This window comes from Allobosea sp. FG18 (genome assembly GCF_057809495.1).
Window position 1 is genome coordinate 89,791 of the sequence record NZ_JBMDKB010000021.1, and the last position, 26,103, is coordinate 115,893.

Below are 26,103 nucleotides of genomic sequence, written 5' to 3' on the forward strand. Positions count from 1 at the left end.
CGGATGTGCCGGCGGAGAATCCCGCTCGAACTACCCCGCTGCCTGCTCGACGGCGCGGAGTACGCGCAGCGTGTTGCCGCCGGCGAGCTTGGTGAGGTTCTCCTCGGACCAGCCGCGGCGGATCAACTCCGCGATCACCGACGGGAAGGTCGTGGTGTCCTCGAGCCCGTCCGGATTGACCCAGCCGAAGAAGTCCGAGCCGATGCCGACATGGTCGTGGCCGATGCGTTTGGCGAGGTATTCGACATGGTCGCAGTACTCGGGCAGCGTCGCCTTCGGGCGCGGGCCGGACTTGCGCTCGATCTCGGCCTCGACCTTCGCGTAATCCATGCCTTCAGGCGTCTTGCCGTACTGGTCCTTGGCCGGACGGTGCCAGTCGCGCGAGGCCTGGCTGATGAAGTCCGGCACAAAGGTCGCCATCACGACGCCGCCATTGCCGGCGACGCGGTCGAGCACGTCGTCGGGGACGTTGCGCGGGTGGTCGCAGAGCGTGAAGGCGTTCGAATGCGACCAGACCAGCGGGGCGCTGGAGACGTCGAGCGCGTCATGCATCACCTTGGGCGAGACATGGGCGAGGTCGATCACCATGCCGAGCTTGTTCATCCGGCGCAGCACGTCCTTGCCGAAGCCGGTGAGGCCATTATGGCGCGGGGCGTCGGTGGCGGAATCGCACCAGTCGGTGGTGTCGTTGTGGCAGAGCGTCATCAGGCGCACGCCGAGATCGTAATAGGCGTCCAGCGAGTCGAGTTCGCCGTCAACGGCAGAGCCGTTTTCGATGGTCATGAACAGGGCGATGCGCCCCTCGGCCTTGGCGGCCTCGACATCCGCCGCGGAAAGACCCGGACGGAACGCGTCGGCATGACGCTTGAGGATGCCGCGCATCAGCGCGATCTGGGCGAGCGCGAAGCCGGCGGGATTGGGCTGCTTCGGCGGGACATAGGCCGCGAAGAACTGCGCCGCCATCTTGCCGGCCTGCATGCGCGGGATGTCGGTGTCACCCTCGGCATGGACCTTGTCGAGGCCATAAGCGGCGACGTCGCCCTTCGCCTTGGCGTCCTTGCGCATGACATAGGGCAGGTCGTTGTGGCCGTCGATCAGCGGTACCCGGTCGAGCAGGGCGAGCGCGGCGGCGTAGGCATTATCCTGGACGGGCGGTTTGGCGAGGGCCATGGCGAGGTCTCGGTCGGGAATCGGGAGGCGGATCGTGGCAGGGTGCGGGCCATGAGGCGAGGGGGCAGGACGCAGGTCGGTCATCCCGCAGGCGCTACCGTGTCATCCCGCGCGCAAAGGTGTCATCCCGCACGCGATGCGGCACGATAGTGCTGCTGCGCAGATGCGGGATCGCCGACGAGAAGGCGCCTTTTCCGGGTGGCGGTCCCGTGTCTGCGCAGCGGCATGCAATGCCGCTGCGCGCACGGGATGACAGCGCCTTTCAGCAGGCGGCGTCTCAGGTGAAACGCGCCGGCGCGAACGGCGCCGGATCGACGAAGACCTTCTGGCCCGTCACCATCTCCGCGATCATGCGGCCGGTGACGGCGGCGAGCGTCAGGCCGTGATGGGCGTGGCCGAAGGAGAACCAGAGGCCCTTGTGCTTTGGCGCCGGGCCGATGATCGGCATCATGTCCGGCGTGCAGGGCCGGCGGCCGAGCCAGGGCTCGGCGTCGACGCGCTCGCCGAGCGGGAAGAGCTGCTTGGCGATCGGCTCGGCGCGGGCCAACTGGACCGGGGTCTTCGGAGCATCACGGTCGGCGAACTCGGCGCCGGTGGTCAGGCGGATGCCCTGCAGCATCGGCGCGAGGAAATAGCCGCGCTCGGTGTCGAGTACCGGGTGGTTGAGCACGGCGTTGCCCTGCGGCTTGTAATGCATGTGATAGCCGCGCTTGACCGCCAGCGGCAGGCGATAGCCGAGCTTGTTGCTGAGCACGTCCGCCCAGGGGCCGAGCGCGACGATGACATCCTTGGCCTCGGCCGTGGTGCCGTCGGCGAGGGTGACGGTCCAGCCGGCGCCGTTCTGCTGGAGCGTGCCGGCATCGCCGATGGCGAGCTTGCCGCCGAGCTTCTCGAACAGCGCGACATAGGCCTTGGACAGGCCGAGCGGGTCGACGACCGTCGTCGGATCGGTCCAGTGCAGGCCGCCGATCAGGCTGCCATGGTCGAGATGCGGCTCCTCGGCCTTGAGGGTGGCCATGTCGAGCGCGCGGTAGTTCAGGCCGAATTCGCGGTTCCAGCGGGCGGCCTCGGCGAGGCGGGTATCGCGCTCCTTCTCGGTGCGGAACACCTTCATCCAGCCGTCGCGGCGCAGCAGGTTGGTGGCGCCGGCCTCCTGCGCGAGCGCATCATGCTCGGTGACGCAGTGCTCGATCAGTTTGGCGTATTTATGCGCGATCGCCTCGTGCTGGGAGGCGCGCGAATGCATCCAGTACGAGAACAGGAAAGGCGCCAGCTTCGGGATCGCGCTCCAATGGTAGGATGCGTCGATCGTGTTGTTCATCGCATAACGGAAGAGCGCGCCGAAATCATGCGGGAAGCCGTAGGGGTAGACACCCTCGCGCTGGATCAGGCCGGCATTGCCGTAGCTGGTTTCCTCGCCCGGAGCGCGACGGTCGACCAGCAAGGTGGCGCGCCCGGCCTTCTGGAGATGAAGCGCGACCGAAATGCCGACGACACCGGCGCCGAGAACGATCGTATCCACCTTCATGACCTGCTCCTGCCAACCCTTTTCCCGCAAGGATACCGGTTTGCGCGGGCTTGTCAGCGGCGCGACCGGATTTTGCGTGGAACGGGGTAATCTTTCGCAATTTCTGCGCCAACCTGCCGAAGTGGTCTATCAGACGCTATGATTGGCAGTGAGTGCGCAATTTTATGCCGGCGCAGGACCGGCTTGCTCCGCTGGCAGGTGACGCTGCGCGCGCCTTGGGCCAGTCTGCGTCCGTTTCGAGAGCGATTCCAGAGCCCAAGCCGATGAATCCTGCCGCCTTTCTCGCTGCCGCGCTCGCGTGGCTCGGCCGCCATGGCACGCAAGGCTTCGCGCTCTCGATCTTCCTCGGCCTGGCGCTGCCGCAGTTCTCGGCGATGGCGCGTCCGGCGCTGCCGATCACGATCTTCTGCTTCACCACGGTCGTGTTCATGCGGCTCGACATGGGCGTGACGCTCGGGCTGCTCCGGCGCCCGGCCAAGCTTGCTGCGAGCTGCGCCTGGCTCATCGCCGGGCCGGTGCTGCTGATCGGGGGGGCGCTGCTGCTGGTCGGCCGCGAAAACCTCGATCCCGGCATCGTGCTCGGGCTCGCCATCATGGGCGCGGCACCGCCGATCATGTCATCGCCGGCGGTGGCGATCCTTTACGGCTTCGAGCCGTCGCTGATCATCGCCAGCGTCATCCTGACCACGATCGTGAGCCCGATCGTCGCGCCGATCCTCGTTGAATTACTGGCGGGAGCGGCGGTGCCGCTCGACCGCTGGGCGCTGACACTGCGCCTTCTGATCTTCATCGGCGGCGGCATGGCGGTCGCCACCGCGATCCGGTTCTGGCTTGGGCTTGCCCGGATCAAGGCCATGAAGGCCAATCTCGATGGCTTCGGCGTGCTGATGTATTTCATCTTCGCGATCGCGGCGATGGATGGAGTGACCAAAGCCGCGCTCGACAATCCCAGGCTCGTGCTGTTCGTGCTCGGTTGCGTCTTCGCCGTTTCGGCGGCGGGGCTGGTGTCGAGCTGGCTGGTGTTGCGGCTGCTGCCGGCCTCCGAGCGTTTCATGATCGGCTACGGCACCGGGCAGCGGAACATGGGCCTGCTGGTCGCGGCGCTGGGGGCGGGCGTCTCGCCGACCACCTTCCTCTATTTCGCGCTGGCGCAGTTCCCGATCTACCTGCTGCCCTGGCTGCTTGGCGGCATCGCGGCCCGGATTCGGCGCCGGGAGGCTGCTGACGGGTGCTGACGCAGGGGCTTGCGAGGCTTCCCCGTCGCAGGAGAGCCGCGCCATGATCACCCTCTATTCCGGGCCGTTGAGCCTGTTTTCACGCAAGGTCGAGATCGCGCTCAACGAGAAGGGGCTCGCCTTCCAGCGTGTCGTGGTGCCGTTCAACCAGACGACCGGCTACGATCCGCGGCACCCGGAGGTGCTGGCGCTCAATCCCAAGCGGCAGGTGCCGGTGCTGACCGATTGCGGGCTCGTCCTCTACGATTCCACCGTGATCAACGAATATCTCGACGAAGCCTATCCCGAGCCGAAGCTGATGCCGGACACGCCTGTCGAGCGGGCGCGCTGCCGGCTCGACGAGCTCTACGGCGACGAGATCCTGTTTCAGGCCCTGAAGCCGTTGATGCATCGCACGGAGCCGCCGTCGCCGGACCGCGACCGCCGCATCGCGCAGGCGGCGGATGCGCTGATCGCCGAGGAGGGATTGCTGCGCCATTACGACGTGCTGGAGCAGAAGCTGGCGGAGCGGCCGTTCTTCGGCGGCCGGCTTTCGGTGGCCGATATCGCGCTCTTCATGAGCATGTTCTTCATCCGCCGCCTTGGCGGGCCGTCGCTCGACGGCTATCCGGGGCTGGCGGAGTGGTATGCGCGCCTGAAGCTGCGCCCGGCCTTCGCGCAGGTGGTGGCGGAGACGGCGGAAGCGGACCGCAGGCTGTCCTTTCCGGTGAAACTGCGCTCGGCCTGATTGCGATAAACGGCTGCCGGGGCTAAACCCCCGGCCATGACCCATCCCATCCGCATCGCCCCCTCGATCCTCTCGGCCGATTTCGCCCAGCTCGGCGAGGACGTGCGCGCTGTCGATGCCGCCGGCGCCGACTGGATCCATTGCGACGTGATGGATGGGCATTTCGTGCCGAATATCACCTTCGGCCCCGATGTGCTGAAGGCGATCCGCCCGCACACCCAGAAGTTCTTCGACGTGCATCTGATGATCGCGCCCGTCGACCCCTATGTCGAAGCCTTCGCCAAGGCCGGCGCCGACCTGATCTCCTTCCATGTCGAGGCGGGCCCGCATCCGCACCGCACGCTGCAGGCGATCAAGGCGCAGGGCAAGCAGCCCGGTATCGTGCTCAACCCCGGCACGCCGGCGAGCGCCGCCGAGGCGCTGATCCAGGATGTCGATCTCATCCTGCTGATGACGGTCAATCCCGGCTTTGGCGGGCAGAGCTTCATCCATTCGGTGGTCGAGAAGGTCGCGCAGGTGAAGGCGCTGGTCGGCGACCGGCCGATCTCCATCGAGATCGATGGCGGGGTGACGCCGGAGACTGCGCCGCTGGTCGTGAAGGCCGGCGCGGATACGCTGGTCGCCGGCTCCGCCGTGTTCAAGGGCGGGCCTTCTGCCTATGCCGGCAATATCGAAGCGATCCGCAAGGCTGCCGAAGCCGCGCGCGGATCGTGGGTTTGAGATTATTGCCGTTTTCGGCGCCTGCCGTCATGGTCGGGCTTGTCCCGACCATCCACGTCTCGGCGGATCGAGGGCGGTGTTCAAGTCGTGGATGCTCGCCACAAGGGCGAGCATGACGGCGGTGCAGAGGCTGAAACGAGCATGATCCCGCGCTATTCCCGCCCCGAGATGGTTGCCATCTGGGAGCCGCAGACCCGCTTCCGCATCTGGTTCGAGATCGAGGCGCATGCGACTGACAAGCTCGCCGAGCTCGGCGTTGTGCCGAAAGAAGCGGCCGCGACGATCTGGGCCAAGGCCAGGGACGCCGTCTTCGACGTCGCGCGCATCGACGAGATCGAGCGCGTCACCAAGCATGACGTCATCGCCTTCCTGACGCATCTGGCCGAGATCGTTGGGCCCGAGGCCCGCTTCGTCCACCAGGGCATGACCTCGTCTGATATCCTCGACACCACGCTGTCGGTCCAGCTCGCGCGTGCCACCGATCTCCTGATCGCCGATGTCGACGCGCTGCTCGCCGCGATCAAGCGCCGCGCCTTCGAGCACAAGCTCACCCCGACCATCGGCCGCTCGCATGGCATCCATGCCGAGCCGGTGACCTTCGGGCTGAAGCTGGCACAGGCCTATGCCGAGTTCGACCGCTGCCGCGCCCGCCTCGTCGCGGCCCGCGCCGAGATCGCGACCTGCGCGATCTCCGGCGCCGTCGGCACCTTCGCCAATATCGACCCGCAGGTCGAAGCCTATGTCGCCGAGAAGATGGGGCTGACCGTCGAGCCGGTCTCGACCCAGGTGATCCCGCGCGACCGGCACGCGATGTATTTCGCGACGCTCGGCGTCGTCGCCTCCTGCATCGAGCGGCTCTCGACCGAGATCCGCCATCTGCAGCGCACCGAGGTCTACGAGGCGGAGGAGTATTTCTCGCCGGGCCAAAAGGGCTCTTCGGCGATGCCGCACAAGCGCAACCCGGTGCTGACCGAGAACCTGACGGGCCTGTCCCGTCTCGTGCGCGGCATGGTCACGCCGGCGCTGGAGAACGTTGCTCTCTGGCATGAGCGCGACATCTCGCACTCGTCCGTCGAGCGCATGATCGGCCCCGACGCCACCGTGACCCTTGATTTTGCGCTGGCGCGGCTCACCGGCGTCGTCGACAAGCTGTTGATCTATCCGCAGAACATGCGCAAGAACCTCGACCGTCTCGGCGGCCTGCACAATTCGCAGCGCGTGCTGCTGGCCCTGACCCAGGCCGGCGCCAGCCGCGAGGACAGCTATTCCATGGTCCAGCGCAACGCGATGCGCACCTGGGAGCATGGCGAGGACTTCCTGACCAACCTGATGGCTGACAAGGACGTCGCCGGGAAGCTCTCCGCTTCCGAGCTCAAGGCGATGTTCGACGAGGGTTATCACTTCAAGCATGTCGACACGATCTTCCGCCGGGTGTTCGGGGACGCTTGAAGCGGTTGATGGGCGAACTTACTTTGGGCCGGTTCGTCATCCCGCACGCGCCGCAGCACGCAAGTGCTGCTGCGCAGATGCGGGGCCGCATGACGGAAAGGCGCTTCTTCGTAAGACGGTCCCGTGTCTGCGCAGCAGCGTTTCACGCTGCAGCGCGCACGGGAAGACAGCTCTACTGATCCATCATGAAATCCTCCGACGTCGATATCCTCATCGTTCCCGGCTGGTCGGGCTCCGGGCCCGACCATTGGCAGAGCCGCTGGGCGACCCGCCTGAAGACGGCGCGCCGCGTCGAGCAGGCGGACTGGTACAAACCCTCTCGCCATGTCTGGGCGGATGAGATCGTGAAGGCCGTGCGCAGCGCGACGCGCCCCGTCGTGCTCGTCGGGCACTCGGCTGGCTGCAGTGCGATCGCCTTCGCCGCCGAGCATCTCCACCCCGGCGAGGTCGCAGGTGCCTTTCTGGTCGCCCCGGCTTCCGAGAAGGCGAAAGGGGCGGTGCCCGGTATGGGGCCGGATTTCATCGCGCATCGCCGCGAGAAGCTGCCATTCCCCTCAGTCCTGATCGGCAGCGCGACCGATCCCTATTGCACGCAGGACGAGGCGAAGGCGTTGGCCGAAGCCTGGGGCTCGGAATTCGTCGATGCCGGCGATAGCGGCCATCTCAACAGCGAGTCCGGGCATGGTCCCTGGCCGGACGGTCTCCTGCGTTTCGCGGGCTTCCTCAAGAGCTTGAGCGTGGTTCCGCACAGATTGAGTCAATAGGCGGGCGGCGGGTCGCCGGCTTCCCCAGCGCATTGATGCCCGCTGTCCTATGCGGCCCCGCTTGTCAGCGGGGGCCGGCACGGGAGGCGCAGCGCGCGATCGCCCCCCGGTGCGCGGCAACAATCCGGAATCGACAGGTACGCTTGCCGGTCCATGAGCGATGGCGGGAATTTGTCCTTGCCGCAGCAGCATTTCTGACGTGCCGACGACATTTGCCGCTCGAGCCGTGCGATCCGTTATGGATCAGCATAAGGCAGCTCAGCCGATCGGGTCTGTCTGGCCCGATCGGCTTTGGTCTGGCTGATCTCACCCCGCTATTGGAGTTGCAGCCTCAGATTCTGCATCAGCATGGGGCTGGCAAAGTTCTGGAGCGCTTTTGCGCCCTGTTCGTTCGCCCAGATGGCCTCGACATTCTTGAGGCCCTTCATCGTCTGTTCCGCGGTCAGGAGCTGCGGTACAGCCGCTGCAGGCTTCATGCTGCCGGCCATATGTTTCACGGCCATCGCGATGACTTGCGGCCTGCCGCTCAGGTCCGTGAATGTAATCCTGTCCGAGAAGCGTTTGACTTCGACATTCTCCTTGGTCGTCGAGTACTCCCCGCTTCCTCCCAGCCTCCACCATCCGATCATAATCCCCGCATCTGCGGCGGCATGAAAGTGCTCGTACACGTAGTCCAGGGATTGGCTATCGGCGAAAACGGTGAACGACATGCCCTTCCCGACGAGAAGGTTCATCGGAATGACCTCGAGCTGTCCGCCCGGGCCGAACACGGCATTGAATTCGCTCGTCTTGAGTGTAGGCCCAAACTTGTCAATGACGTTCTGGCTGTACCACTCTCCACGCGTAATCGGGAAAACGTCCAGGTTCTCGAACCCGATCTGTATGTTCGTCGTGTTGGTCCTGACATGATTTTCGCGTGTGGTCTGTTCTGCGCTGGCCCCAGCGGTCCGAAATAATCCGAGGAATTTGACGCTGACATTGACCTTCCAGCGTGATTCGAAATATTGTGAAGATGATTGTGCTTCGTTTATTTCTTGTGTTTGTGGTTTGTAGTCATTCGCGAATATGTTAAGCGATTTATCTATTGTTGTTATGTAGTATTCTTGCCAGCGATCCGGATCGTTTATCAATTGTTCCGATGCGGGCAGCCTGATTTTCTGGTTGGGGTTGGTGAGCCTTATCTGCGCGTCCTTGAGAAGGGCGATGTCGGGGTCGTTCAGACCGCTGGATATGATGTCAAAGGTGCCCGCCGCCTCTTTGAGCGCCCTGTCCTTGACCTTGATCTGGACGTCATAAGCTTGCTGCTTGAAGAATTGCGCCTTGGTGAGCCGTTGGGGTTTGGGGGTCACGCCGGCATAGTTCTCATATGCGGCATCTGCCTGGTCCACGGAGGCCTTGTAATCCGAACGGGCGAATTCGAGCTCGTCCAGAGCTCGCCGCGTCGCATTCTTCAAGTCGTCGCTCGCGGTTCCCTGGCCGATTCTCTGCAGCATCGCGGCATTGAGAAAGTACTTGTAGCCGTCGCTGATGCGTTTCGAGCTGTTGCGCAGATAGGTCCATTGGAATGACGGCATGGTTTCGCCCCAATTATTCATGGCGAGCAGACGTCGGGTCGGATTGTTGCTGGCCCAGTCGGCGTTGGTCGGTGTGGGAAGCAGGATGGCCAGGTCGCTGTTCGAGGGGGTCGGTCCGATCAAACGGGTTTCGATCGCCTTGAAGTACCGGCTCCATGCGGGATTTCCCCAGTCCCCGAACAGCGGTTGCTGCGCCTGGGCGCCGAACGGGGCAAGAAGCGTGAGCGAAAGCAGTGCTGAGCTGACAGTTCGAGACATGTTTTCCTCCCGGGCCACCGCACAGGTGGCTGCCGCAAGGTAATGATCAAATCGACATTATGCAACTTATGGTTGTGTTATTTTTGGATGGAAGATTATGGATTGCATCGATCCTGCGGCTTGAACTTGCCCTGGTGGCTGCACACGAGACTTGCTGAATGGTTGGAAGCGGCCGGCGCTGCGCGCTCGGCTGTCCGGTGTCGGCTGGAGGACGCTACTTGGGTCGACGCCACGCGAAAGAGCTGCCGCACATAGCGAAAAGCCCGCCCCGGACATCCCGGGGCGGGCTCTTTCGTTCAGGAGACCGGATCAGCCGCCGAGATCAATTCTCGACATAGGTGATCTTGCCGTCGGCGGCCTTCTTCCAGGTGTAGACGGTGTAGTCCGGACGGGTGATGTCGCCCTTCTTGTCGAAGCCGATATCGCCGATCACGGTCTTGACCGGCTGGCCGCCATGCAGCGCGGCGGCGATCTTCTTGGGATCGACCGAGTTCGCGCGCTTGGCGCCTTCCGCCATGATCTGGACGGCGGCGTAGCTGTACAGCGTATAGGCTTCCGGCTTGAAGTTCTTGGCCGCGAACTTCTGGACGACGGCGGCCGCTTCCGGGCGCTTCTGCGGATCCGGCGGGAAGGTCATCAGGGTGCCTTCGACGCCGGGGCCGCCGATGGTGGCGAACTCGTCGGTGGTGATGCCGTCACCCGAGACGAGGACCGTCTTCAGGCCCTGGTCGCGCATCTGGCGCACGATCAGGCCGCCTTCGGTGTGCAGGCCGCCCCAGTAGAGGTAGTCGGCACCGGAGGCCTTGATCTTCGAGACGAGCGCCGAGAAGTCCTTCTCGCCGGCGTTGATGCCTTCGTAGAGCACTTCCTTGACGCCGCCGGCATTGAGACCCTTCTTGGTCTCGTCGGCGAGGCCCTGGCCATAGGTCGTCTTGTCGTGGACGACGGCGATCTTCTTGTCCTTGAAGTTCTTCAGGAGATAGGCCGAGGCGACGCTGCCCTGCTGGTCGTCACGGCCGCAGGTGCGGAAGGTGTTCCACAGGCCGCGCTCGGTGATCTTCGGGTTCGTGGCCGAAGGCGAGATCATCAGGATGCCGTTTTCAGCATAGACTTCGGAGGCCGGCATGGTGACGCCAGAGTTGAAGTGGCCGAGCACCCATTTCACGCCGTCACCGACGAACTTGTTGGCGACCGAGACGCCCTGCTTCGGATCGGAGACGTCGTCGCCGACCGAGATCGTGATCTTCTGGCCGAGGACGCCGCCGGCGGCGTTGATATCCTCGACCGCCTGCTCGGCGCCGTTCTTGAGCTGTGCGCCGAACGCGGCGTTCGGGCCGGTGATCGGGCCGCCGACACCGAGCTTGATCTGCGCATTGGCCATGCCGGAGAAGGCAAGGACCGCGCCGAGCGCAATACCGCCCAACAGCAGTTTCTTCATGTGATGCAACTCCCCTGTATTGATTGACCAACGGGCTGGACGGGCCGCCCGTCTCGGCGCGTTATGGCCACCGTGAGCCGCAGTCTTGCGCTTTTCCGATGGTCTGTCACGCGACAAGCTCATGAGCTCTTTAGAGCAATTCAGGTCGTATTTCGGCGCCCGGGCGGGGTTTCCAGCCGAAGGGGCCGGCGCGCTCGAACAGCCAGTGATACTGCCGCGTCATCTGCTTCGCCCGGGTGTAGCGCCAGCCGGCATAGCCGAAGGCGATGAGCAGGATGGTATCGACGATGTAGTAGTGCAGCGTCAGCAGCGTCGCCTGGAACAGCGCGAAATGGATGAAGCGCACGAACAGGCCGAGCACCAGCATGTAGACGACGAGCTGCCAGTTCGACCGCCAGGTCAGCGCGATGGCGCGGCCGGCCATCCAGGCAAGCCAGCCGCCCATGACGACCGTCACCAGCAGGAAGAGCCAGACCGTCGGTTCTTCGTAGAGGATGCCCTGCATCTCGTGTTCCCCGCTTCAGGCGGCTTTGGAAGCGGCTGACATCACCACAGCGATGGCATGGGTGGCGTGCGGCCGTCTCTCATCAAAAAGTTGCAGCGGAGGAGAGGTGACCCTCCGCCGTCTCGTGTCAGTGCCGGCCGCCTTCGAGATAGGCGGCGCGGACCTGCGGATTGGCGAGCAGATCCTTGCCGGTGCCGCTCATGGTGATGACGCCGTTGACCATCACATAGCCGCGATGGGCGAGCTTCAGCGCATGGAAGGCGTTCTGCTCGACCAGGAAGACGGTGAGCCCCTGCGTCCGGTTGAGCTCGCGGATCGCCTCGAAGATCTGCTTCACGATCAGGGGTGCGAGGCCGAGCGATGGCTCGTCGAGCAGAAGCAATTTCGGGCGGGCCATCAGGGCGCGTGCGATCGCGACCATCTGCTGCTCGCCGCCGGAGAGCGTGCCGCCGCGCTGCTGCAGACGCTCCCGGATACGCGGGAAGAGCACGCAGATCTTTTCGAGATCCTCGTCGAAATTCTCGAAATTGCGGACGGCGGCGCCCATCTGCAGGTTCTCGAACACCGTCATGCGCGGGAAGATGCGGCGGCCTTCGGGTGACTGGGCAATGCCCAGCCTCGCGATCTCGTGGCTCGGCATCCGCGTGATATCGCGGCCCTCATAGGTGACCGAGCCTTCGCGGGCCTGCGGATTGCCGAAGATCGTCATCATCAGCGTGGATTTGCCTGCGCCGTTGGCGCCGATCATGGTGACGATCTCGCCGGGATTGACGTCGATGTCGACGCCCTTCAGCGCGATGATCTTGCCGTAATAGGTCTTGACGCCGCGGACGGCCAGAAGAGGCTGAGCTTGAGTCACGAGATGCCGACCTCCGCTTCGACCTCTTCGACCTCCTCATCATCGACGCCGAGATAGGCAGCGATGACCTTCGGGTCGGCCTGTACTTCGGCCGGCGTGCCGTCGGCGATCTTGGTGCCGTAGTCGAGGACCACGACGTGGTCCGAGATTTCCATGACGACGGACATGTCGTGCTCGATCAGCAGCAGCGCCGTGCCCAGGTCCTTGCGGATCGAGAGCAGCAGCGTGTTGAGGTCGTGGCTCTCGCGCGGGTTGAGGCCCGCGGCCGGTTCGTCGAGGCAGAGCAGGACCGGGTCGGTGCACATGGCCCGCGCGATCTCCAGCCGGCGCTGGTCGCCATAGGGCAGGTCGGCGGCGGGATCGTCGGCGCGATGGGTCAGGTTGATCTTGTCGAGCCAGAACTTGGCCTTCTCGATCGCCTCCCTCTCGCGGGCCTTGTAGCCGCCGACGCCGAGTACGCCGAGGAAGGTGAAGCCGGAGGCCAGCATCAGCGGGTTGTGCTGGGCGACGAGCAGGTTCTCCAGCACCGTCATGCCGCCGAAAAGGCGGATGTTCTGGAAGGTGCGGGCGACCTTGGCCTTCCAGGAGATGCGGAAGTCCAGCATGCGCTCGAGCAGATAGCTCGTGCCGTCTTCGTGGTTGAGCGAGATCATGCCCTGCGTCGGCTTGTAGAAGCCGGTGATGCAGTTGAAGACCGTGGTCTTGCCGGCGCCGTTGGGGCCGATCAGCGCGGTGATCTCGCCCTTGCGGGCCTGGAAGGACAGCGCGTTGACGGCGGTCAGGCCGCCGAAGCGCATGGTGACCTGCTCGACCTCCAGCAGGGCGCGGCCCTGCGGCGTCAATTGGGGAGCGTTCGTGGCCATCAGCCGTGCCCCTCCTGGACCATGTCGGCAGAGATCTTCTTCTTCTCCTTGAGGAAGGCGGTGGGCTCGCGGGTCGAGATCAGGCCGCGCGGCTTCCAGATCATGATCACCACCATGGCGAAGCCGAAGATCAGCATGCGGTACTTCGTCGGGTCGAAGTCGTTGCCGAAGATCTGCTTCATCCATTCGAGCTCGCGCAGGAGCTCGGTGCCGCCGATCATCGCGATCGCCGCGATGGCGCAGCCCCAGAGCGAGCCCATGCCGCCGAGCACGACGATGGCGAGGATCACGGCCGATTCCATGAAGACGAAGGATTCAGGCGAGATGAAACCCTGCCGCGCCGAGAAGAAGGCGCCGGCGAAGCCGCCGAACATGGCGCCGATCGAGAAGGCGGTGAGTTTGGTGTTGGTGGTGTTGATGCCGAGCGAGCGGCAGGCGATCTCGTCCTCGCGCAGCGCCTCCCAGGCGCGCCCGACCGGCAGGCGGCGCAGCCGCAGCGTGACGAAGGCGGTCAGCAGCGCGAGGCAGAGGATCAGGTAGTAGAGGAAGATCGTTCGGTAGAGCGGCGTGAACTCCAGCCCGAAAACGGCGGCGAAACCATTATCCGCCGCCGTGAAGGGTATGCCGAAGAAGGTGGGGCGCGGAATGCCGGAAATGCCGGCATAGCCGTTCGAGAACTCGGTCCAGTTGATCAGCACCAGGCGGATGATCTCGCCGAAGGCCAGCGTCACGATGGCGAGATAGTCGCCGCGCAGGCGCAGCACCGGGAAGCCGAGCAGCATGCCCCAGAAGGCGGCGAGGATGCCGGCGAGCGGCAGCAGCAGCCAGAAGGACAGGCCGAAATTCTTGGCCAGCAGCGCGTAGGAATAGGCGCCGACGGCGTAGAAGGCCACATAGCCGAGGTCGAGCAGGCCGGCGAGGCCGACGACGATGTTCAGGCCCCAGCCGAGCATGACGTAGATCAGGATCTGGACGCCGAAATTGTCGATCCATTTCAGCGCGCCGCCCCAGCCGGCGAGGCCGATCGCGATCGCCGGGAAGGTGACGAGGAAGCCCAGCCCGAACACCGAGAAGATGCGGGAATAGCGTTGGAAGAAGGCGATGGTGCCGTGCGGCAGGATGCGCATCGTGGCCTTGCCCTCCTGCTGGCCCTGCTTGCGCAGCGCGACCAGGAAGCGGCCGACGAAGACGATGGCGACGGCCCAGGCGACGGCATCCCAGCGCGGGTCGAGCACCAGGACATTGTCCATGTTCTGGCGCGTGCCCCAGGCGATGATCGGGATGCAGAGGCCCAGCGTGACGAGGGCGGCGAAGCCGGCCTCCTTGAAGGCCGCCTTCAGGTCGCGGCCGGGAGCGGCCGGGTTTGCGGTCGGGTTGCTCGCCATGGCGTCAGACCTTCTCGACTTCCGGGCGCCCAAGCAGGCCGGAGGGCATGAAGACCAGCACGATCGCCAGGATCGTGAAGGCGGCGACGTCCTTGTAGTCGATGGTGAAATAGGCCGACCACATCACCTCGATCAGGCCGATCAGCAGGCCGCCGATGACCGCGCCGGGCAGCGAGCCGATGCCGCCGAGCACCGCGGCCGTGAAGGCCTTGACGCCGGGTGTGAAGCCGTCGGCGAAGTTCACGACGCCATAGAGCACGAGGTACATCACGCCGGCCACCGCCGCGAGCGCGGCGCCCATGACGAAGGTGATCGAGATGGTGCGGTCGACGTCGATGCCGAGGAGGGCCGCCATCTTGCGGTCCTGCTCGCAGGCGCGCTGGGCCCGGCCGAGCGGCGTCTTCTGCACGATGTACCAGAAGGCCGCGAGCAGCACCGCCGTCGTCAGGATGATGACGATCTGCTTGTAGGAGATCTGCACCGAGTAGGTCGTGCTCTCGATCAGCGTGATCGACTTGTTGAGCAGCGGCGGGATCGACTTGTTGCGCGGGCCCTGCACGACCTGCACGAAATTCATCAGGAAGATCGACATGCCGATCGCCGAGATCAGCGGCGCCAGGCGGAAGGAGCCGCGCAGCGGCCGGTAGGCGACACGCTCGATCGTCCAGTTCCACAGCGAGGTGAAGAACATCGCCAGCGCCAGCACCACGATCAGCGCCAGCATGACCATGCCGGCCCCGGTGCCGACCACCGCCGTGATCAGCATGAAGAAGATCAGCGCGATGAAGGCGGAGAGCATGAAAATGTCGCCATGGGCGAAGTTCACCATGCCGATGATGCCGAAGACCATCGTGTAGCCGATGGCGATGAGACCGTAGATCGATCCCAGTGTCAGCCCGTTGATGAGCTGCTGCAGGAAGACTTCCATTGAAAACGCCGACCCCTCGAACCAGCTCCCGTTCTTGTCGTCGGCATGACACCGGCGCATGCGGGATGCGATTGCTGTGCAGAGCTACCAACGGCTCGCGTCAGCGACAATCGCTCCGCGCCAAATTTCTGTCAAAAGCAATTACGAACCAAACGGCGCGAAAATGTGCAGAATACTCTGCGGGATTGCGGGCGTTCTGCGCATGATGATTGCGTGGTGAGCGGGGAAAACTTGGGTGAACGGCATTTCCTGCCATCTCGGCTACAGCGGGCTGTCATGCACCCGAAGGCGGCTCATCCGAAAGACGAATACGAAAAGCTGATCGTTGGATCGGAAAAATGCATGGATCAGCGCCGTGTGGCGACGGGCCCCGGCTGTGCCCGCGAGGCCTGTCGCGCGGCTGCTGCCGTCACGGCAAGGTGAGTTCCTTCAGGGCGCCGGGCTGCTTCACCTCGATCTCGACAAAGGCGATCGGGTGGTCGGACCCGTTCATGACGTCGTGGCGGATGCCGGCCGGGCGCATATAGGCCTGCCCCTGCGCCAGCGGCACGTCGGTGACATCCGTGCCGTTGTGGATGCGCAGCGTACCCGCCACGAGCATGATGACGAAATAGGGCCAGCCATGCTCGTGCCAGCCCGTGACGGCGCCGGGCTCGAAATCCCAGCGGGTGATCCGGATCGTCTCGTCGTCCTGCTGGATGGTGGGCGTGGCGGGGATCGTGCAGGTGAAGGCCATCTGGGTCTCCTGGGTCGGAACGCCGGTTCGCCGGTTCTCCCGATCAGGCCCCGGCCCGGCCGCTGGCAGCCGACATCGGTCGAGCCTGAGGGATCGCGATCGCGAGATCAAGCTGCCGGGCGCAGACCATGGTTGCGCCGGGCCGCTGGCGGACGGGAAAGCCCCAACTGCCGTGCACGGGCATGCCTGCGCCGCGATGGCTGGCGCCGGCTTCCTTGAATCTCTACATGGACTGCTGTTCCGCCGGATGCGGGACAGTGCACCGATCGAGCTGATGACGAAGACCGTCCATCCCCTGCCGCCGCTGGACCATCCGGAGGCCCATGCTTTCCGCGATGCCATGGCGCGGGTCGCGAGTGCCGTCCATGTCGTGACCACCAGCGGGCCGGGCGGGCGCATCGGGTTGACCGCGACAGCCGTCGCTTCTGTTTCCGATTCGCCGCCGACCGTGCTCGCCTGCATTGCGCGGGGCAGCCGCACGCTGGCCGCGATCGAGGCCAGCGGGACGTTCTGCATCAACACCTTGCCGGAACAGCTCGTCGATCTCGCGGAAATCTTCGCCAGCCGGCGGGGCATCGAGGGTGAGGCACGCTTCGAGACCGCCCGTTGGGGCAAGCTCGTCACGGGGGCGCCGGTCCTGCTCGATGCGATCTCGGCCTTCGACTGCCGGCTGGTCGCGACGCATGACGTCGCCAGCCATCGTATCGTGATCGGCGAGGTCGTCGGTCTTGGCGGCGCGGGGCGCGTGGCGGGGCTGATCTACCGCCACCGCCGTTTCAGCGCGGTTTAGCGGCGGCTCAAGCTGCTCCTTGTCATTCCGGGGCGCGCCGAAGGTGCGAACCCGGAACCCACGACCGGGTTAAGCATCACTTCGCGAGTTGCTGGCGGCTCGCCCAGTCGTGGGTTCCGGGTTCTTCGCTGACGCGAAGCCCCGGAATGACAAGGTGATTGTGACCGGGATCGAACAGTCGCTAAGCCGCCGTGATCAGCCCCTCTGCCGAGATCGCGATCCTGCGATCGGCAAGTGCCCTCTGATCGGCGGCCGGCAGGCGGAAGGCCGGCGGCGTCGGCCAGCCCATCTCGCGGGCGACGACGAGCCCGAGCAGAAGAATCGCGTCCGGCGCGTCCATCAGCAGGGCGGTCGGCGCCTTGCCGGCATGGACCAGTTCCAGCAGCACGGCCGAGGCCGAGGACGAGCCGATCGTGCCCGGCAAGGCGAGGATGCGGCCGGCGATGTTCTGCCCGCGTTCGGGATGGCGGGCATCGATGATCGCGCCGCTCGCTGGATCGACCCCGCCCCAGAAGCTGATCGGGGCGGTCAAGGCCAGGCAGGCGCCCGAGACGGCGTTGCCAGGCAGGAGGATTTCCGCCTTCAGCGCCATGCGCGGGCCTCCCTGACGAGCCGGCCGGCGACCGCGCTCTCGACGCATTCCGAAAGCGAGCCATAGGTCACGGCGTAGCCGGTATTGCCCGGCGCGTAATGGGCGAACTTGCCGGAATTGGTCATCAGCACCGCGCCTTCCAGCTCCGGCAGGATCGGGGTTACGACGACGCAGGTATCGACGACGAAGACGACGCCCGCCGCTTCCAGCGCTGAGCGCCGGCCCTGCGCTTCAAGCGGGCCGACGACATGGCGGCCGGTATTGGCATAGAGCGGCACGTTCAGTCGGCGCCCGGCCATGAGGCGTTCGAGTTCGTCGATCTCGGCCAGCGAGAGATGCGGCGAGCCGATGGCGACGGCATCGATGCGGTCCGTCGATCCGGCCGTCGAGAGGCGGGCGAGGGCGGTGGCGATGTCGCCGGGTGTCAGGACGATCGTTTCGCGCGGCGCGGCGCCGCCCAGCGCGGTCGCCGCGTCCGGGGCCTCGGGGGTCACGCCTGCGACATGGAAGAGCCCGACGCCGCCGGCCGAAGCAGCAGCCGCGCCGAGTGCCTTGAGCCGGTCTTCGCTGGTACAGCCCTGGAGGCCCTCGATCACGGCAACGTCGCTGCCGGCACGGCGGCCGAGGATCGTGCCGAGCACGGGATAGAACACGTCGGAGGAACGGAGTTCGCGGGAGAGGCTGCCGACATCGATCAACAGCGTCGCAATCCGGTTCTCGGGGCGATGCAGGCCGTAATCGGGGGCGCGGCCGGCGATGGCGCAGGCAATGTCGAGGAAATCGCCGTAGCGATTGGTGCGGGCGCCGAGCACGGAATTGCAGAAGACAACTGCGTTGGATTCACCCCAGGCGACGTCGCTGCCCTGTGCCGGCCGATGCCCGGCCTGATAGGGCGCGCAGGTCCAGCTCGGCTCGCAGCCCATCGCCTCATAGGCGCGCATCATGCGCCGGGCCATGTCGCGCTGATGCGGAGGCAGGCGGATCGCCGCGCAGCCGGCCGGTGCCAGCGAGCCGACATTCAGGCTGGCCCGCACGCCGACGCGGGCACCGCCCGCGACGAGTTTCTCCGCGAAGAGCGTGCCGGAATCGCCATGGTAGAGCGCCCCGTCGATATGGGCGGAGGCGACCGGGATCAGGCGCGGTGCGCCCATCAGGCGGGCCGCCTCGGCCACGATCCGCATCGCCATGGCCGCGCCTTCGCCGGCGGCGCCACCAGCGATCGCGCGTTCGTCTTGGGTGAGTTCCAGCATCGGTCCTCCCGGAAAGAGCGCAGGCTCCATGCCGGGCGCCTCTTGTGCAGGCGGGGGCTTTGCGACCATGGATAGGGAACTGGATAACCTTCGAACCGCGCCGGCCGCAATCGCCCGTGTCGCGGTGACCTCATGCGGGAGACGCGCCATGGCGATGACGATGAACGGCGAGGCGACATTGCCGGCCGCCAAGGACGTGGTCTGGGCCAAGCTGAACGACCCGGAGGTGCTGAAAGCCTGCATTCCCGGCTGCGAGCAGCTCACCATGGACGACGACACGCATCTCTCGGCCGTGGTGAAGGTCAAGCTGGGACCGGTGAAGGCGACCTTCAAGGGCAAGGTCGAGCTCAGCGAACTCGATCCACCGAACGGCTATCGCATCTCCGGCGAGGGCGAGGGTGGTATTGCCGGCTTCGCAAAGGGGGGCGCTCGCGTCCATCTGAGCGATGCCGAGGGAGGCCAGACCCTGCTGCGCTACGAGGTCGAGGCGCAGGTCGGCGGCAAGCTGATGCAGCTCGGCTCGCGCCTGATCGACTCGGTTTCGAAGAAGCTGGCCGACGAGTTCTTCGCCAATTTCGCCAAGGCGGTGAGCGAAGGCTGAGGCCGTTGCTCAGGAGGCTTCGCGCAGCGCAGCCAGCGCCTGGCTCACAGCGGCCTCCGCCGCGCCGACCTGAAGCGCGATGTTGGCGGCGGCGACATTCGCCCGCTCAAGCGCCGTCTGGGTCATGTCCAGGCTGCCATTGACGGCATTGGCGCTTTCGATCGCCGCGTCCGAGCTGTCTGCGACCATGGCGGCATCGTGCGCGATCGAGGCGGTGACCTTGCTCTGCTGTGTGACGGCTTCCGAGATCGCCTCGGAATCGAGGCGGATGGCATCGACCGTTGCGGCGATGGCAGCGGCGTGGGTGCCGCAGGCCTCGGCGCTGGCCGCAAGCTCGGCGATCTGGCCGGCGATGTCCTGCGTCGCGCTCGCCGTCTGGGTCGCGAGCGACTTCACCTCGGCGGCGACGACGGCGAAGCCGCGGCCGGCCTCGCCGGCGCGGGCGGCCTCGATCGTGGCATTGAGGGCGAGCAGATTGGTCTGGGCGGCGATGTCGGCGATCATACCGACGACCTTGCCGATGCTGCCGGTGGCTTCGCGCAGGCGGACGACCGCCTCGTTCATTTCGCCGGCATCCAGCACGGCCTGATGCGTGATCGACAGGCTCTGCCGGGCGCGCTGGCCGATATCGGCGACGTTGGCCGACATCTCCTCGGTCGCGGCTGCGGTCTGCAGCGACTTTTCGCGCACGATGACCGAGGCGCTGGCGACCTTCCCGACAGTGTCCTTGATGAAGCTGGTGGTCCGCCCGGTTTCGTCGGCCGTCACCACGAATTGCTCGACCGCATCGCTGATGGTCTCGTCGAGATGGGCGATCCGGGTCTTGAGCTTGGCGGCAGCCTCGTCGAGCGTGGAGGTGCGACGGCGGGCGTCGCTCGCCTCGATCTCCTGGTTGATCGTCATCGCCGTATTGACGTCATAGGTCAGGATTCGCTCGATGATGAAGATGTCCTCGGCGAATTTCCGCGGCGAGACAAGCGAGCGCTTCCGGTTCGCCAGGCAGATTTCGCGCACCAGCGAGAAGGCGATCGAGGCACGGGCGCGGCTGCGGACATTGGCCTGCCGTTCGAGCTGGCACAGGCGATCCATCGAAGCGACATAGGTCGCGTCGAAGGCGCCGGCGAACAGCAGGCGGACATGGTTCGCCTCGGCAGGGTAAAGTGCTTCGGCGACCGGAAGGACCGTTTCGCGGAGCGGCGGATGGATGATGAAGGCCCGCTCGAAATCGGCGCTGACCAGCCCCTCGATCAATCGGTCGACGAGCGGCCGATAGCGCTGCAAGCGTTCGCGCTGCGCCTCTCCATAGCCGATCGCCTTCAGGCGTCGCTGGATCTGGTCCATGATCAAGGGCAAGAAATCGCTCATGTGGGGTAGCCTGCCACGCCAAACAGTCTGACAGGGGCTCATTAAAATTTCGCCAATGTGCGCCTGCGGGAGATCGAAATGGCGAAAACCCCCGGATTCCGGTAAAAATCTCCGCTTTCGGAATGCGCCGTTCCGCTTGACCCCGGAAAAACGCGGGTCCACATTCATTTTTGAGCTGTTCCAAGGAAAGCCTGCCTGATGAGGCCGGCCGTTCCGAGGCTTCAGCACGGCCAAGTCCCAGGGAGGGGGCGGGCCGGCGTCAGAGACGGGTCACAGGAGATATGCTCATGGCCACTGTTTCGCTGACGGTGAACGGCAAAGCCGTCACCGCCACTATCGACCCGCGCACCCTTCTGGTGCAGTTCCTGCGAGAGAACCTGCGGCTGACCGGAACCCATGTCGGCTGCGATACCAGCCAATGCGGCGCCTGCCTCGTGCATCTCGACGGCAAGGCGGTGAAGTCCTGCACGACGCTCGCGGTCTCCGTGGACGGCGCTTCCGTCACGACGATCGAGGGGCTCGCCGCCGGCGACACGCTGCATCCGATGCAGGAGGCCTTCCGCGAGCATCATGGCCTGCAATGCGGCTTCTGCACGCCGGGCATGATCATGTCCGCCGTCGACATGGTGAACCGCCGCGGCCACGCCCTCGACGAGAAGACGATCCGCGAGGATCTCGACGGCAATATCTGCCGCTGCACCGGCTACCACAATATCGTCAAGGCGATCGCCGCAGGCGCCGAGGCCATGGGCAAGGGCGCCGCGCCTGCCCGCCAGGCTGCCGAATGAGGCACTCGCCCGCGCCTTGCGGTGCGGGCTCTCCATCCGTCACGCGTTCCATGCAGTGAGGCGCCCGGCAGAGGCGCCGTGCGAGGAGGGAACACCATGTCCGCCACCGGAATCGGCGCCGCAGTCCGCCGCAAGGAAGATCACCGTTTCATCACCGGCCAGGGCCGCTATACCGACGACGTCAACCGGCCGGGCCAGGCCCATGCCTATTTCCTGCGCTCGCCGCATGCGCATGCGAAGATCAAAGCGATCGACACCAAGGCCGCCGCCGGCATGCCGGGCGTGCTCGGCATCTTCACCGGTGCTGATCTCGCCACCGACAAGATCGGCGGGCTGATCTGCGGCTGGATGATCCACAACAAGGACGGTTCGCCGATGCGTGCCGGCCCGCACCCGGCGCTGGCGCAAGGCAAGGTGCGCTATGTCGGCGACCATGTCGCGGTCGTGGTGGCGGAGACGCTGGCGCAGGCGCGCGACGCGGCCGAGGCGATCGCGGTTGACTATCAGGAGCTGCCGGCGGTGGTCGACACCGCCAAGGCCATCGGCGCCAAGACCGTGGTCCATGACGAGGCGCCCGACAACAGCGTGTTCAACTGGCATCTCGGCGACAAGGACGCGACCGAGAAGGCTTTCAAGGCGGCCAAGCACGTCACGAAGCTCGACCTCGTCAACAACCGGCTCGTGCCGAACGCGATGGAGCCCCGGGCTGCCGTCGGCGACTACGACGCCGGCGATGGCATCTTCACGCTCTACACCACCAGCCAGAACCCGCATGTGGCGCGGCTGGTGCTCTCGGCCTTCATCGGCATCGCGCCCGAGAACAAGCTGCGCGTGATCGCGCCGGATGTCGGCGGCGGCTTCGGCTCCAAGATCTTCATCTATGCCGAGGAGACGGTCTGCGTCTGGGCGGCCAAGAAGGTCGGACGGCCGGTGAAGTGGACGGCGGATCGGACCGAGGCCTTCCTCTCCGACGCACATGGCCGCGACCACGTCACCCATGCCGAGCTTGCGACCGATGCCGAGGGCAAGATCCTGGGTATGCGGGTGAAGACGACCGCCAATCTCGGGGCCTATCTCTCGACCTTCTCGTCCTCGGTGCCGACCTATCTCTACGCGCCGCTGCTGTCCGGCCAGTACGATATCCCGGCGATCTATTGCGAGGTCGACGCGGTCTATACCAACACCGCTCCGGTCGATGCCTATCGCGGCGCCGGGCGGCCGGAGGCCACCTTCGTGGTCGAGCGCCTGGTCGAGGTCACGGCGCGCCAGCTCGGCAAGGACCCGGCCAAGTTCCGAATGCTGAACTACATCAAGAAGTTCCCGCACCAGACGCCGGTCATCATGATGTACGATGCCGGCAATTACGGCGCCTCCATGAAGAAGGCGCTGGAGATGATCGACTACAAGGGGCTCGGCAAGCGCAAGCGCGACTCGGCACGCGCCGGCAAGCTGCGCGGCATCGGCTTCTCCTCCTATATCGAGGCCTGCGGCATCGCGCCGTCCGCCGCAGTCGGCTCGCTCGGCGCCGGCGTCGGCTTGTGGGAATCGGCCGAGGTCCGGGTCAATCCGGTCGGGACTGTCGAGGTTCTCACCGGCTCGCACAGCCACGGCCAGGGCCACGAGACGACCTTCGCGCAGCTCGTCAGCGACCGGCTCGGCATACCCATCGACAATGTCTCGATCATCCATGGTGACACCGACAAGGTGCAGATGGGCATGGGCACCTATGGCTCGCGCTCCGGCGCGGTCGGCATGTCTGCGATCTTCAAGGCCATCGACAAGGTGATCGCCAAGGGCAAGAAGGTCGCTGCCCATGTGCTGGAGGCCGACGAGGCCGATATCGATTTCGCGGACGGGCATTTCTCGGTGAAGGGCACCGATCGCAAGCTCGATTTCGGCTCCTGCGCGCTGCAGGCCTATGTCGCGCACAAGTTCAACGGGCAGGAGCTGGAGCCGGGGCTGAAGGAGGGCGCGTTCTACGATCCGACCAATTTCACCTTCCCGGCCGGCGTCCATATCTGCGAGGTCGAGATCGATCCGCAGACTGGCGTCACGAAGATCGAGCGCTGGGCCGCCGTCGACGATTTCGGCAATGTCATCAACCCGATGATCGTCGAGGGGCAGGTCCATGGCGGCATCGCGCAGGGCGTGGGGCAGGCGCTGCTGGAAGGCGCGCGCTACAATGCCGACGGCCAGCTCGTGACGGCGAGCTTCATGGATTACACCATGCCGCGCGCCGACGACCTGCCATCCTTCGATGTCGGTATGACCGTGACGCCGTGCCCGTCGAACCCGCTCGGCATCAAGGGCTGCGGCGAGGCCGGGGCCATCGCCTCGCCCCCCGCCGTGATCAACGCCATCACCGACGCGCTCGGCCACGAGGACATCGCGATGCCGGCGACGCCCCAGGCGGTGTGGCGCGCGGCGCAGAAGAGCGTGAACCGGATGGCTGCGGAGTAACTCTCGCGGTCATCCCGGACAAGCTGCGAAGCAGCGCCGATCCGGGATCCATGCCTGAACCGTTCCGGCATGGATCCCGGCTCTCCGCTTCGCTCCGGCCGGGATGACGAGGCGGATTTCAGCAAGGGATCATATCCATGTACGCTTTCACCTATCACAAGCCCACCAGCGCCCGGCAGGCGGCGACGCTTCTCGCCAAGAAGGAAGATGCCAAGCTGCTGGCTGGCGGCCACACCCTGCTGCCGACGATGAAGCAGCGGCTTGCCTCGCCGACCGCGCTAGTCGATCTCGGCGCCTGCCCCGATCTCAAAGGCATCAGCCGCAAGGGTCGCAACCTCGTCATCGGCGCGATGACGACCCATGCCGAGGTCGCATCCTCGGCCGAGGTGCAGGAGGCGATCCCTGCGCTGGCCTTCCTGGCCGGCAGCATCGGCGATCCGCATGTGCGCCATCGCGGCACGATCGGCGGCTCGGTCGCCAATAACGACCCGGCGGCGGATTATCCTGCGGCTCTGCTGGCGCTCGGCGCCACCGTTGTCACCAACAAGCGCAAGCTGACGGCGGAGGAGTTCTTCACCGGGCTCTACGAGACGGCGCTGGACGAGGGCGAGATCATCACCAAGGTCTCGTTCCCGCTGGTCTCGAAGGCGGGTTATGCCAAGTTCCGCAACCCGGCTTCGCGCTATGCCATGGTCGGTGTCTTCGTCGCTAAGCGCGGCAGCGAGATCCGCGTCACGGTGACCGGGGCGGGCGAGGGCGGCGTCTTCCGCTGGCCGGAAGCCGAGGCCGCGCTGAAGGCGCGCTTTGCGCCGAAATCGCTGGACGGGCTGAAGCACACCGCCAAGGGCATCAACGGCGATATCCATGCCGATGCCGAGTATCGCGCTCATCTCATCGGCGTGATGGCCAAGCAGGCCGTGGCGCAGGCGACGGGGAAGTAGGCGAAGCGCTGCCGCCCAGACCGTCATGCTCGCCCTTGTGGCGAGCATCCACGTCTTGAACACCGCATGGCATCGATCAAGACGTGGATGGTGGGGACAAGCCCGACCATGACATGGAAAGGGGCGCAAAGCGGACCGGCGTTTCGTCGACTTGACCCTTTGACCTCTTCCGCGCCTAGCTCATCGCTCATTCCCGAGAGATGCCCGGGTCAGGCCCGGGCATGACGTGTGTCTTGATGTCCAGCCCTCTGCCTTCCTCCATCGACGCCACGCTCGCGCTCCTGCAGGGCCAAGGCTATGTCGCCGACCGCGCGCTCGCGACGGTGCTGTTCCTGGCGCTAAGGATGAAGCGGCCGCTCTTGCTGGAAGGCGAGGCCGGCACCGGCAAGACCGAGATCGCCAAGGTTCTGGCGGCAGGGCTGGGCCGCCGGCTGATCCGGTTGCAGTGCTACGAGGGGCTCGATCTCGCCTCCGCCGTCTACGAATGGAACTATGCCGGGCAGATGATGGCGATCCGGCTGGCCGAGGCCGGTGGCGCGGCCGGCGATCGCGAGCGGCTGGAAGGCGACATCTTCTCCGAGAAATATCTGGTGAAGCGGCCTCTCCTGCAGGCGCTGGAGCCGCAGGAGGGCGGGGCGCCGATCCTGCTGATCGACGAGCTCGACCGTACCGACGAGGCGTTCGAGGCCTTCCTGCTCGAGGTGCTGGCCGATGCGCAGGTGACGATCCCCGAGCTCGGCACGATCCGGGCGGCCGAGCCGCCGATCGTGATCCTGACCTCGAACCGCACCCGCGAGATCCACGACGCGCTGAAGCGCCGCTGCCTCTACCACTGGGTCGGTTATCCCGATGCGGCGCGCGAGCTCGCGATCCTGAAGGCGAAGGTGCCGGATGCCCCCGCCAAGCTCTCGAAGCAGCTCGTCGCCTTCGTGCAGGCGATCCGCAAGGAGGAATTGTTCAAGGCGCCGGGCGTCGCCGAGACGCTGGACTGGGCGACCGCTCTGGTCGAGCTCGACGCCGTCGCGCTCGATCCGGCCATCGTTTCGGATACGCTGGGGGCGCTGCTGAAGTATCAGGACGATATCCAGGCGATGCAGGGCTCGCAGGTGAAGGAGCTTCTGGATCGGGCCAAGGCGGAAGCGGGGCGCTAGGCTCCCCGCGCTACCAAGTAAGAGGG

Annotated in this window: 24 protein-coding genes; 11 read left to right on the forward strand and 13 right to left on the reverse strand. The window is 65.6% G+C overall.

Annotated features, from left to right (window positions below):
* Window positions 1-30: 30 nt before the first annotated feature.
* Window positions 31-1,170: a dipeptidase gene (locus ACODTJ_RS22080; protein WP_454656399.1), complete on the reverse strand. Its 1,140-nt coding sequence runs from the start codon at window positions 1,168-1,170 to the stop codon at window positions 31-33.
* Between the two features lie 277 nt (window positions 1,171-1,447).
* Window positions 1,448-2,698, reverse strand: a complete 1,251-nt coding sequence (locus ACODTJ_RS22085; protein WP_454656400.1) for an NAD(P)/FAD-dependent oxidoreductase — start codon at window positions 2,696-2,698, stop codon at window positions 1,448-1,450.
* 263 nt (window positions 2,699-2,961) lie between these two features.
* Here ACODTJ_RS22085 and ACODTJ_RS22090 point away from each other — a divergent pair, with 263 nt between their 5' ends.
* From ACODTJ_RS22090 to ACODTJ_RS22110, 5 genes are all read left to right on the forward strand, one after another.
* Complete coding sequence (locus ACODTJ_RS22090) at window positions 2,962-3,933, forward strand: hypothetical protein (protein WP_454656401.1); 972 nt, start codon at window positions 2,962-2,964, stop codon at window positions 3,931-3,933.
* Between the two features lie 43 nt (window positions 3,934-3,976).
* Entirely contained in the window at window positions 3,977-4,660 is a 684-nt protein-coding gene (locus tag ACODTJ_RS22095) for a glutathione S-transferase family protein (RefSeq protein ID WP_454656402.1), read from the forward strand.
* Window positions 4,661-4,696: 36 nt separating this feature from the next.
* Entirely contained in the window at window positions 4,697-5,380 is a 684-nt protein-coding gene (gene rpe / locus ACODTJ_RS22100; RefSeq protein WP_488850067.1) for a ribulose-phosphate 3-epimerase, read from the forward strand.
* Between the two features lie 141 nt (window positions 5,381-5,521).
* Window positions 5,522-6,829, forward strand: a complete 1,308-nt coding sequence (gene purB, locus ACODTJ_RS22105; RefSeq protein ID WP_454658975.1) for an adenylosuccinate lyase — start codon at window positions 5,522-5,524, stop codon at window positions 6,827-6,829.
* 185 nt (window positions 6,830-7,014) lie between these two features.
* On the forward strand, window positions 7,015-7,593 hold the full coding sequence (locus ACODTJ_RS22110; protein ID WP_454656404.1) for an RBBP9/YdeN family alpha/beta hydrolase: 579 nt from the start codon (window positions 7,015-7,017) through the stop codon (window positions 7,591-7,593).
* A 314-nt stretch (window positions 7,594-7,907) separates the two neighbouring features.
* Here the strand turns inward: ACODTJ_RS22110 and ACODTJ_RS22115 are convergent, their stop codons facing one another.
* From ACODTJ_RS22115 to ACODTJ_RS22150, 8 genes are all read right to left on the reverse strand, one after another.
* Window positions 7,908-9,425: a hypothetical protein gene (locus ACODTJ_RS22115; protein WP_454656405.1), complete on the reverse strand. Its 1,518-nt coding sequence runs from the start codon at window positions 9,423-9,425 to the stop codon at window positions 7,908-7,910.
* Between the two features lie 322 nt (window positions 9,426-9,747).
* The gene (locus ACODTJ_RS22120; protein ID WP_454656406.1) at window positions 9,748-10,863 is read right to left on the reverse strand and encodes a branched-chain amino acid ABC transporter substrate-binding protein; all 1,116 of its coding nucleotides are present in this window, start codon (window positions 10,861-10,863) and stop codon (window positions 9,748-9,750) included.
* A gap of 130 nt (window positions 10,864-10,993) precedes the next feature.
* Complete coding sequence (locus tag ACODTJ_RS22125; protein WP_454656407.1) at window positions 10,994-11,368, reverse strand: DUF6867 family protein; 375 nt, start codon at window positions 11,366-11,368, stop codon at window positions 10,994-10,996.
* Window positions 11,369-11,495: 127 nt separating this feature from the next.
* On the reverse strand, window positions 11,496-12,227 hold the full coding sequence (locus ACODTJ_RS22130; RefSeq protein ID WP_454656408.1) for an ABC transporter ATP-binding protein: 732 nt from the start codon (window positions 12,225-12,227) through the stop codon (window positions 11,496-11,498).
* Window positions 12,224-13,090, reverse strand: coding sequence for an ABC transporter ATP-binding protein (locus ACODTJ_RS22135; protein WP_454656409.1), 867 nt, complete (start codon window positions 13,088-13,090; stop codon window positions 12,224-12,226). Before ACODTJ_RS22135 ends, ACODTJ_RS22130 begins: the two co-directional genes overlap by 4 nt.
* Window positions 13,090-14,475, reverse strand: coding sequence for a high-affinity branched-chain amino acid ABC transporter permease LivM (gene livM, locus ACODTJ_RS22140; RefSeq protein ID WP_454656410.1), 1,386 nt, complete (start codon window positions 14,473-14,475; stop codon window positions 13,090-13,092). Before livM ends, ACODTJ_RS22135 begins: the two co-directional genes overlap by 1 nt.
* Before the next feature lie 4 nt (window positions 14,476-14,479).
* On the reverse strand, window positions 14,480-15,403 hold the full coding sequence (locus ACODTJ_RS22145; RefSeq protein WP_454656411.1) for a branched-chain amino acid ABC transporter permease: 924 nt from the start codon (window positions 15,401-15,403) through the stop codon (window positions 14,480-14,482).
* A gap of 409 nt (window positions 15,404-15,812) precedes the next feature.
* On the reverse strand, window positions 15,813-16,139 hold the full coding sequence (locus ACODTJ_RS22150; protein WP_454656412.1) for a cupin domain-containing protein: 327 nt from the start codon (window positions 16,137-16,139) through the stop codon (window positions 15,813-15,815).
* 274 nt (window positions 16,140-16,413) lie between these two features.
* On the opposite strand from ACODTJ_RS22150, the gene ACODTJ_RS22155 reads away from it, so the two are divergent.
* On the forward strand, window positions 16,414-16,929 hold the full coding sequence (locus ACODTJ_RS22155; RefSeq protein WP_454656413.1) for a flavin reductase family protein: 516 nt from the start codon (window positions 16,414-16,416) through the stop codon (window positions 16,927-16,929).
* A gap of 181 nt (window positions 16,930-17,110) precedes the next feature.
* On the opposite strand, the gene ACODTJ_RS22160 is transcribed toward ACODTJ_RS22155, so the two are convergent.
* On the reverse strand, window positions 17,111-17,521 hold the full coding sequence (locus tag ACODTJ_RS22160; RefSeq protein ID WP_454656414.1) for an aconitase X swivel domain-containing protein: 411 nt from the start codon (window positions 17,519-17,521) through the stop codon (window positions 17,111-17,113).
* Window positions 17,512-18,771 (reverse strand): aconitase X, encoded by a 1,260-nt coding sequence (locus tag ACODTJ_RS22165; RefSeq protein ID WP_454656415.1) that lies wholly within the window; start codon window positions 18,769-18,771, stop codon window positions 17,512-17,514. Before ACODTJ_RS22165 ends, ACODTJ_RS22160 begins: the two co-directional genes overlap by 10 nt.
* A gap of 148 nt (window positions 18,772-18,919) precedes the next feature.
* Between ACODTJ_RS22165 and ACODTJ_RS22170 the strand changes: the two genes are divergently transcribed.
* The gene (locus ACODTJ_RS22170) at window positions 18,920-19,372 is read left to right on the forward strand and encodes an SRPBCC family protein (protein ID WP_199085851.1); all 453 of its coding nucleotides are present in this window, start codon (window positions 18,920-18,922) and stop codon (window positions 19,370-19,372) included.
* A gap of 9 nt (window positions 19,373-19,381) precedes the next feature.
* Here the strand turns inward: ACODTJ_RS22170 and ACODTJ_RS22175 are convergent, their stop codons facing one another.
* Complete coding sequence (locus ACODTJ_RS22175; protein ID WP_454656416.1) at window positions 19,382-20,737, reverse strand: methyl-accepting chemotaxis protein; 1,356 nt, start codon at window positions 20,735-20,737, stop codon at window positions 19,382-19,384.
* Window positions 20,738-21,024: 287 nt separating this feature from the next.
* Between ACODTJ_RS22175 and ACODTJ_RS22180 the strand changes: the two genes are divergently transcribed.
* The 4 genes from ACODTJ_RS22180 (at window position 21,025) to ACODTJ_RS22195 (ending at window position 26,077) form a co-directional block, all read left to right on the forward strand.
* Window positions 21,025-21,525 carry a (2Fe-2S)-binding protein gene (locus ACODTJ_RS22180; RefSeq protein ID WP_454656417.1) on the forward strand — a complete coding sequence of 167 codons (501 nt, stop codon included), beginning with the start codon at window positions 21,025-21,027 and terminating at the stop codon, window positions 21,523-21,525.
* 96 nt (window positions 21,526-21,621) lie between these two features.
* Entirely contained in the window at window positions 21,622-23,985 is a 2,364-nt protein-coding gene (locus ACODTJ_RS22185; protein WP_454656418.1) for a xanthine dehydrogenase family protein molybdopterin-binding subunit, read from the forward strand.
* 137 nt (window positions 23,986-24,122) lie between these two features.
* Complete coding sequence (locus ACODTJ_RS22190) at window positions 24,123-24,926, forward strand: FAD binding domain-containing protein (RefSeq protein ID WP_454656419.1); 804 nt, start codon at window positions 24,123-24,125, stop codon at window positions 24,924-24,926.
* 236 nt (window positions 24,927-25,162) lie between these two features.
* Window positions 25,163-26,077 carry an AAA family ATPase gene (locus tag ACODTJ_RS22195; RefSeq protein WP_454656420.1) on the forward strand — a complete coding sequence of 305 codons (915 nt, stop codon included), beginning with the start codon at window positions 25,163-25,165 and terminating at the stop codon, window positions 26,075-26,077.
* Window positions 26,078-26,103: the final 26 nt, after the last annotated feature.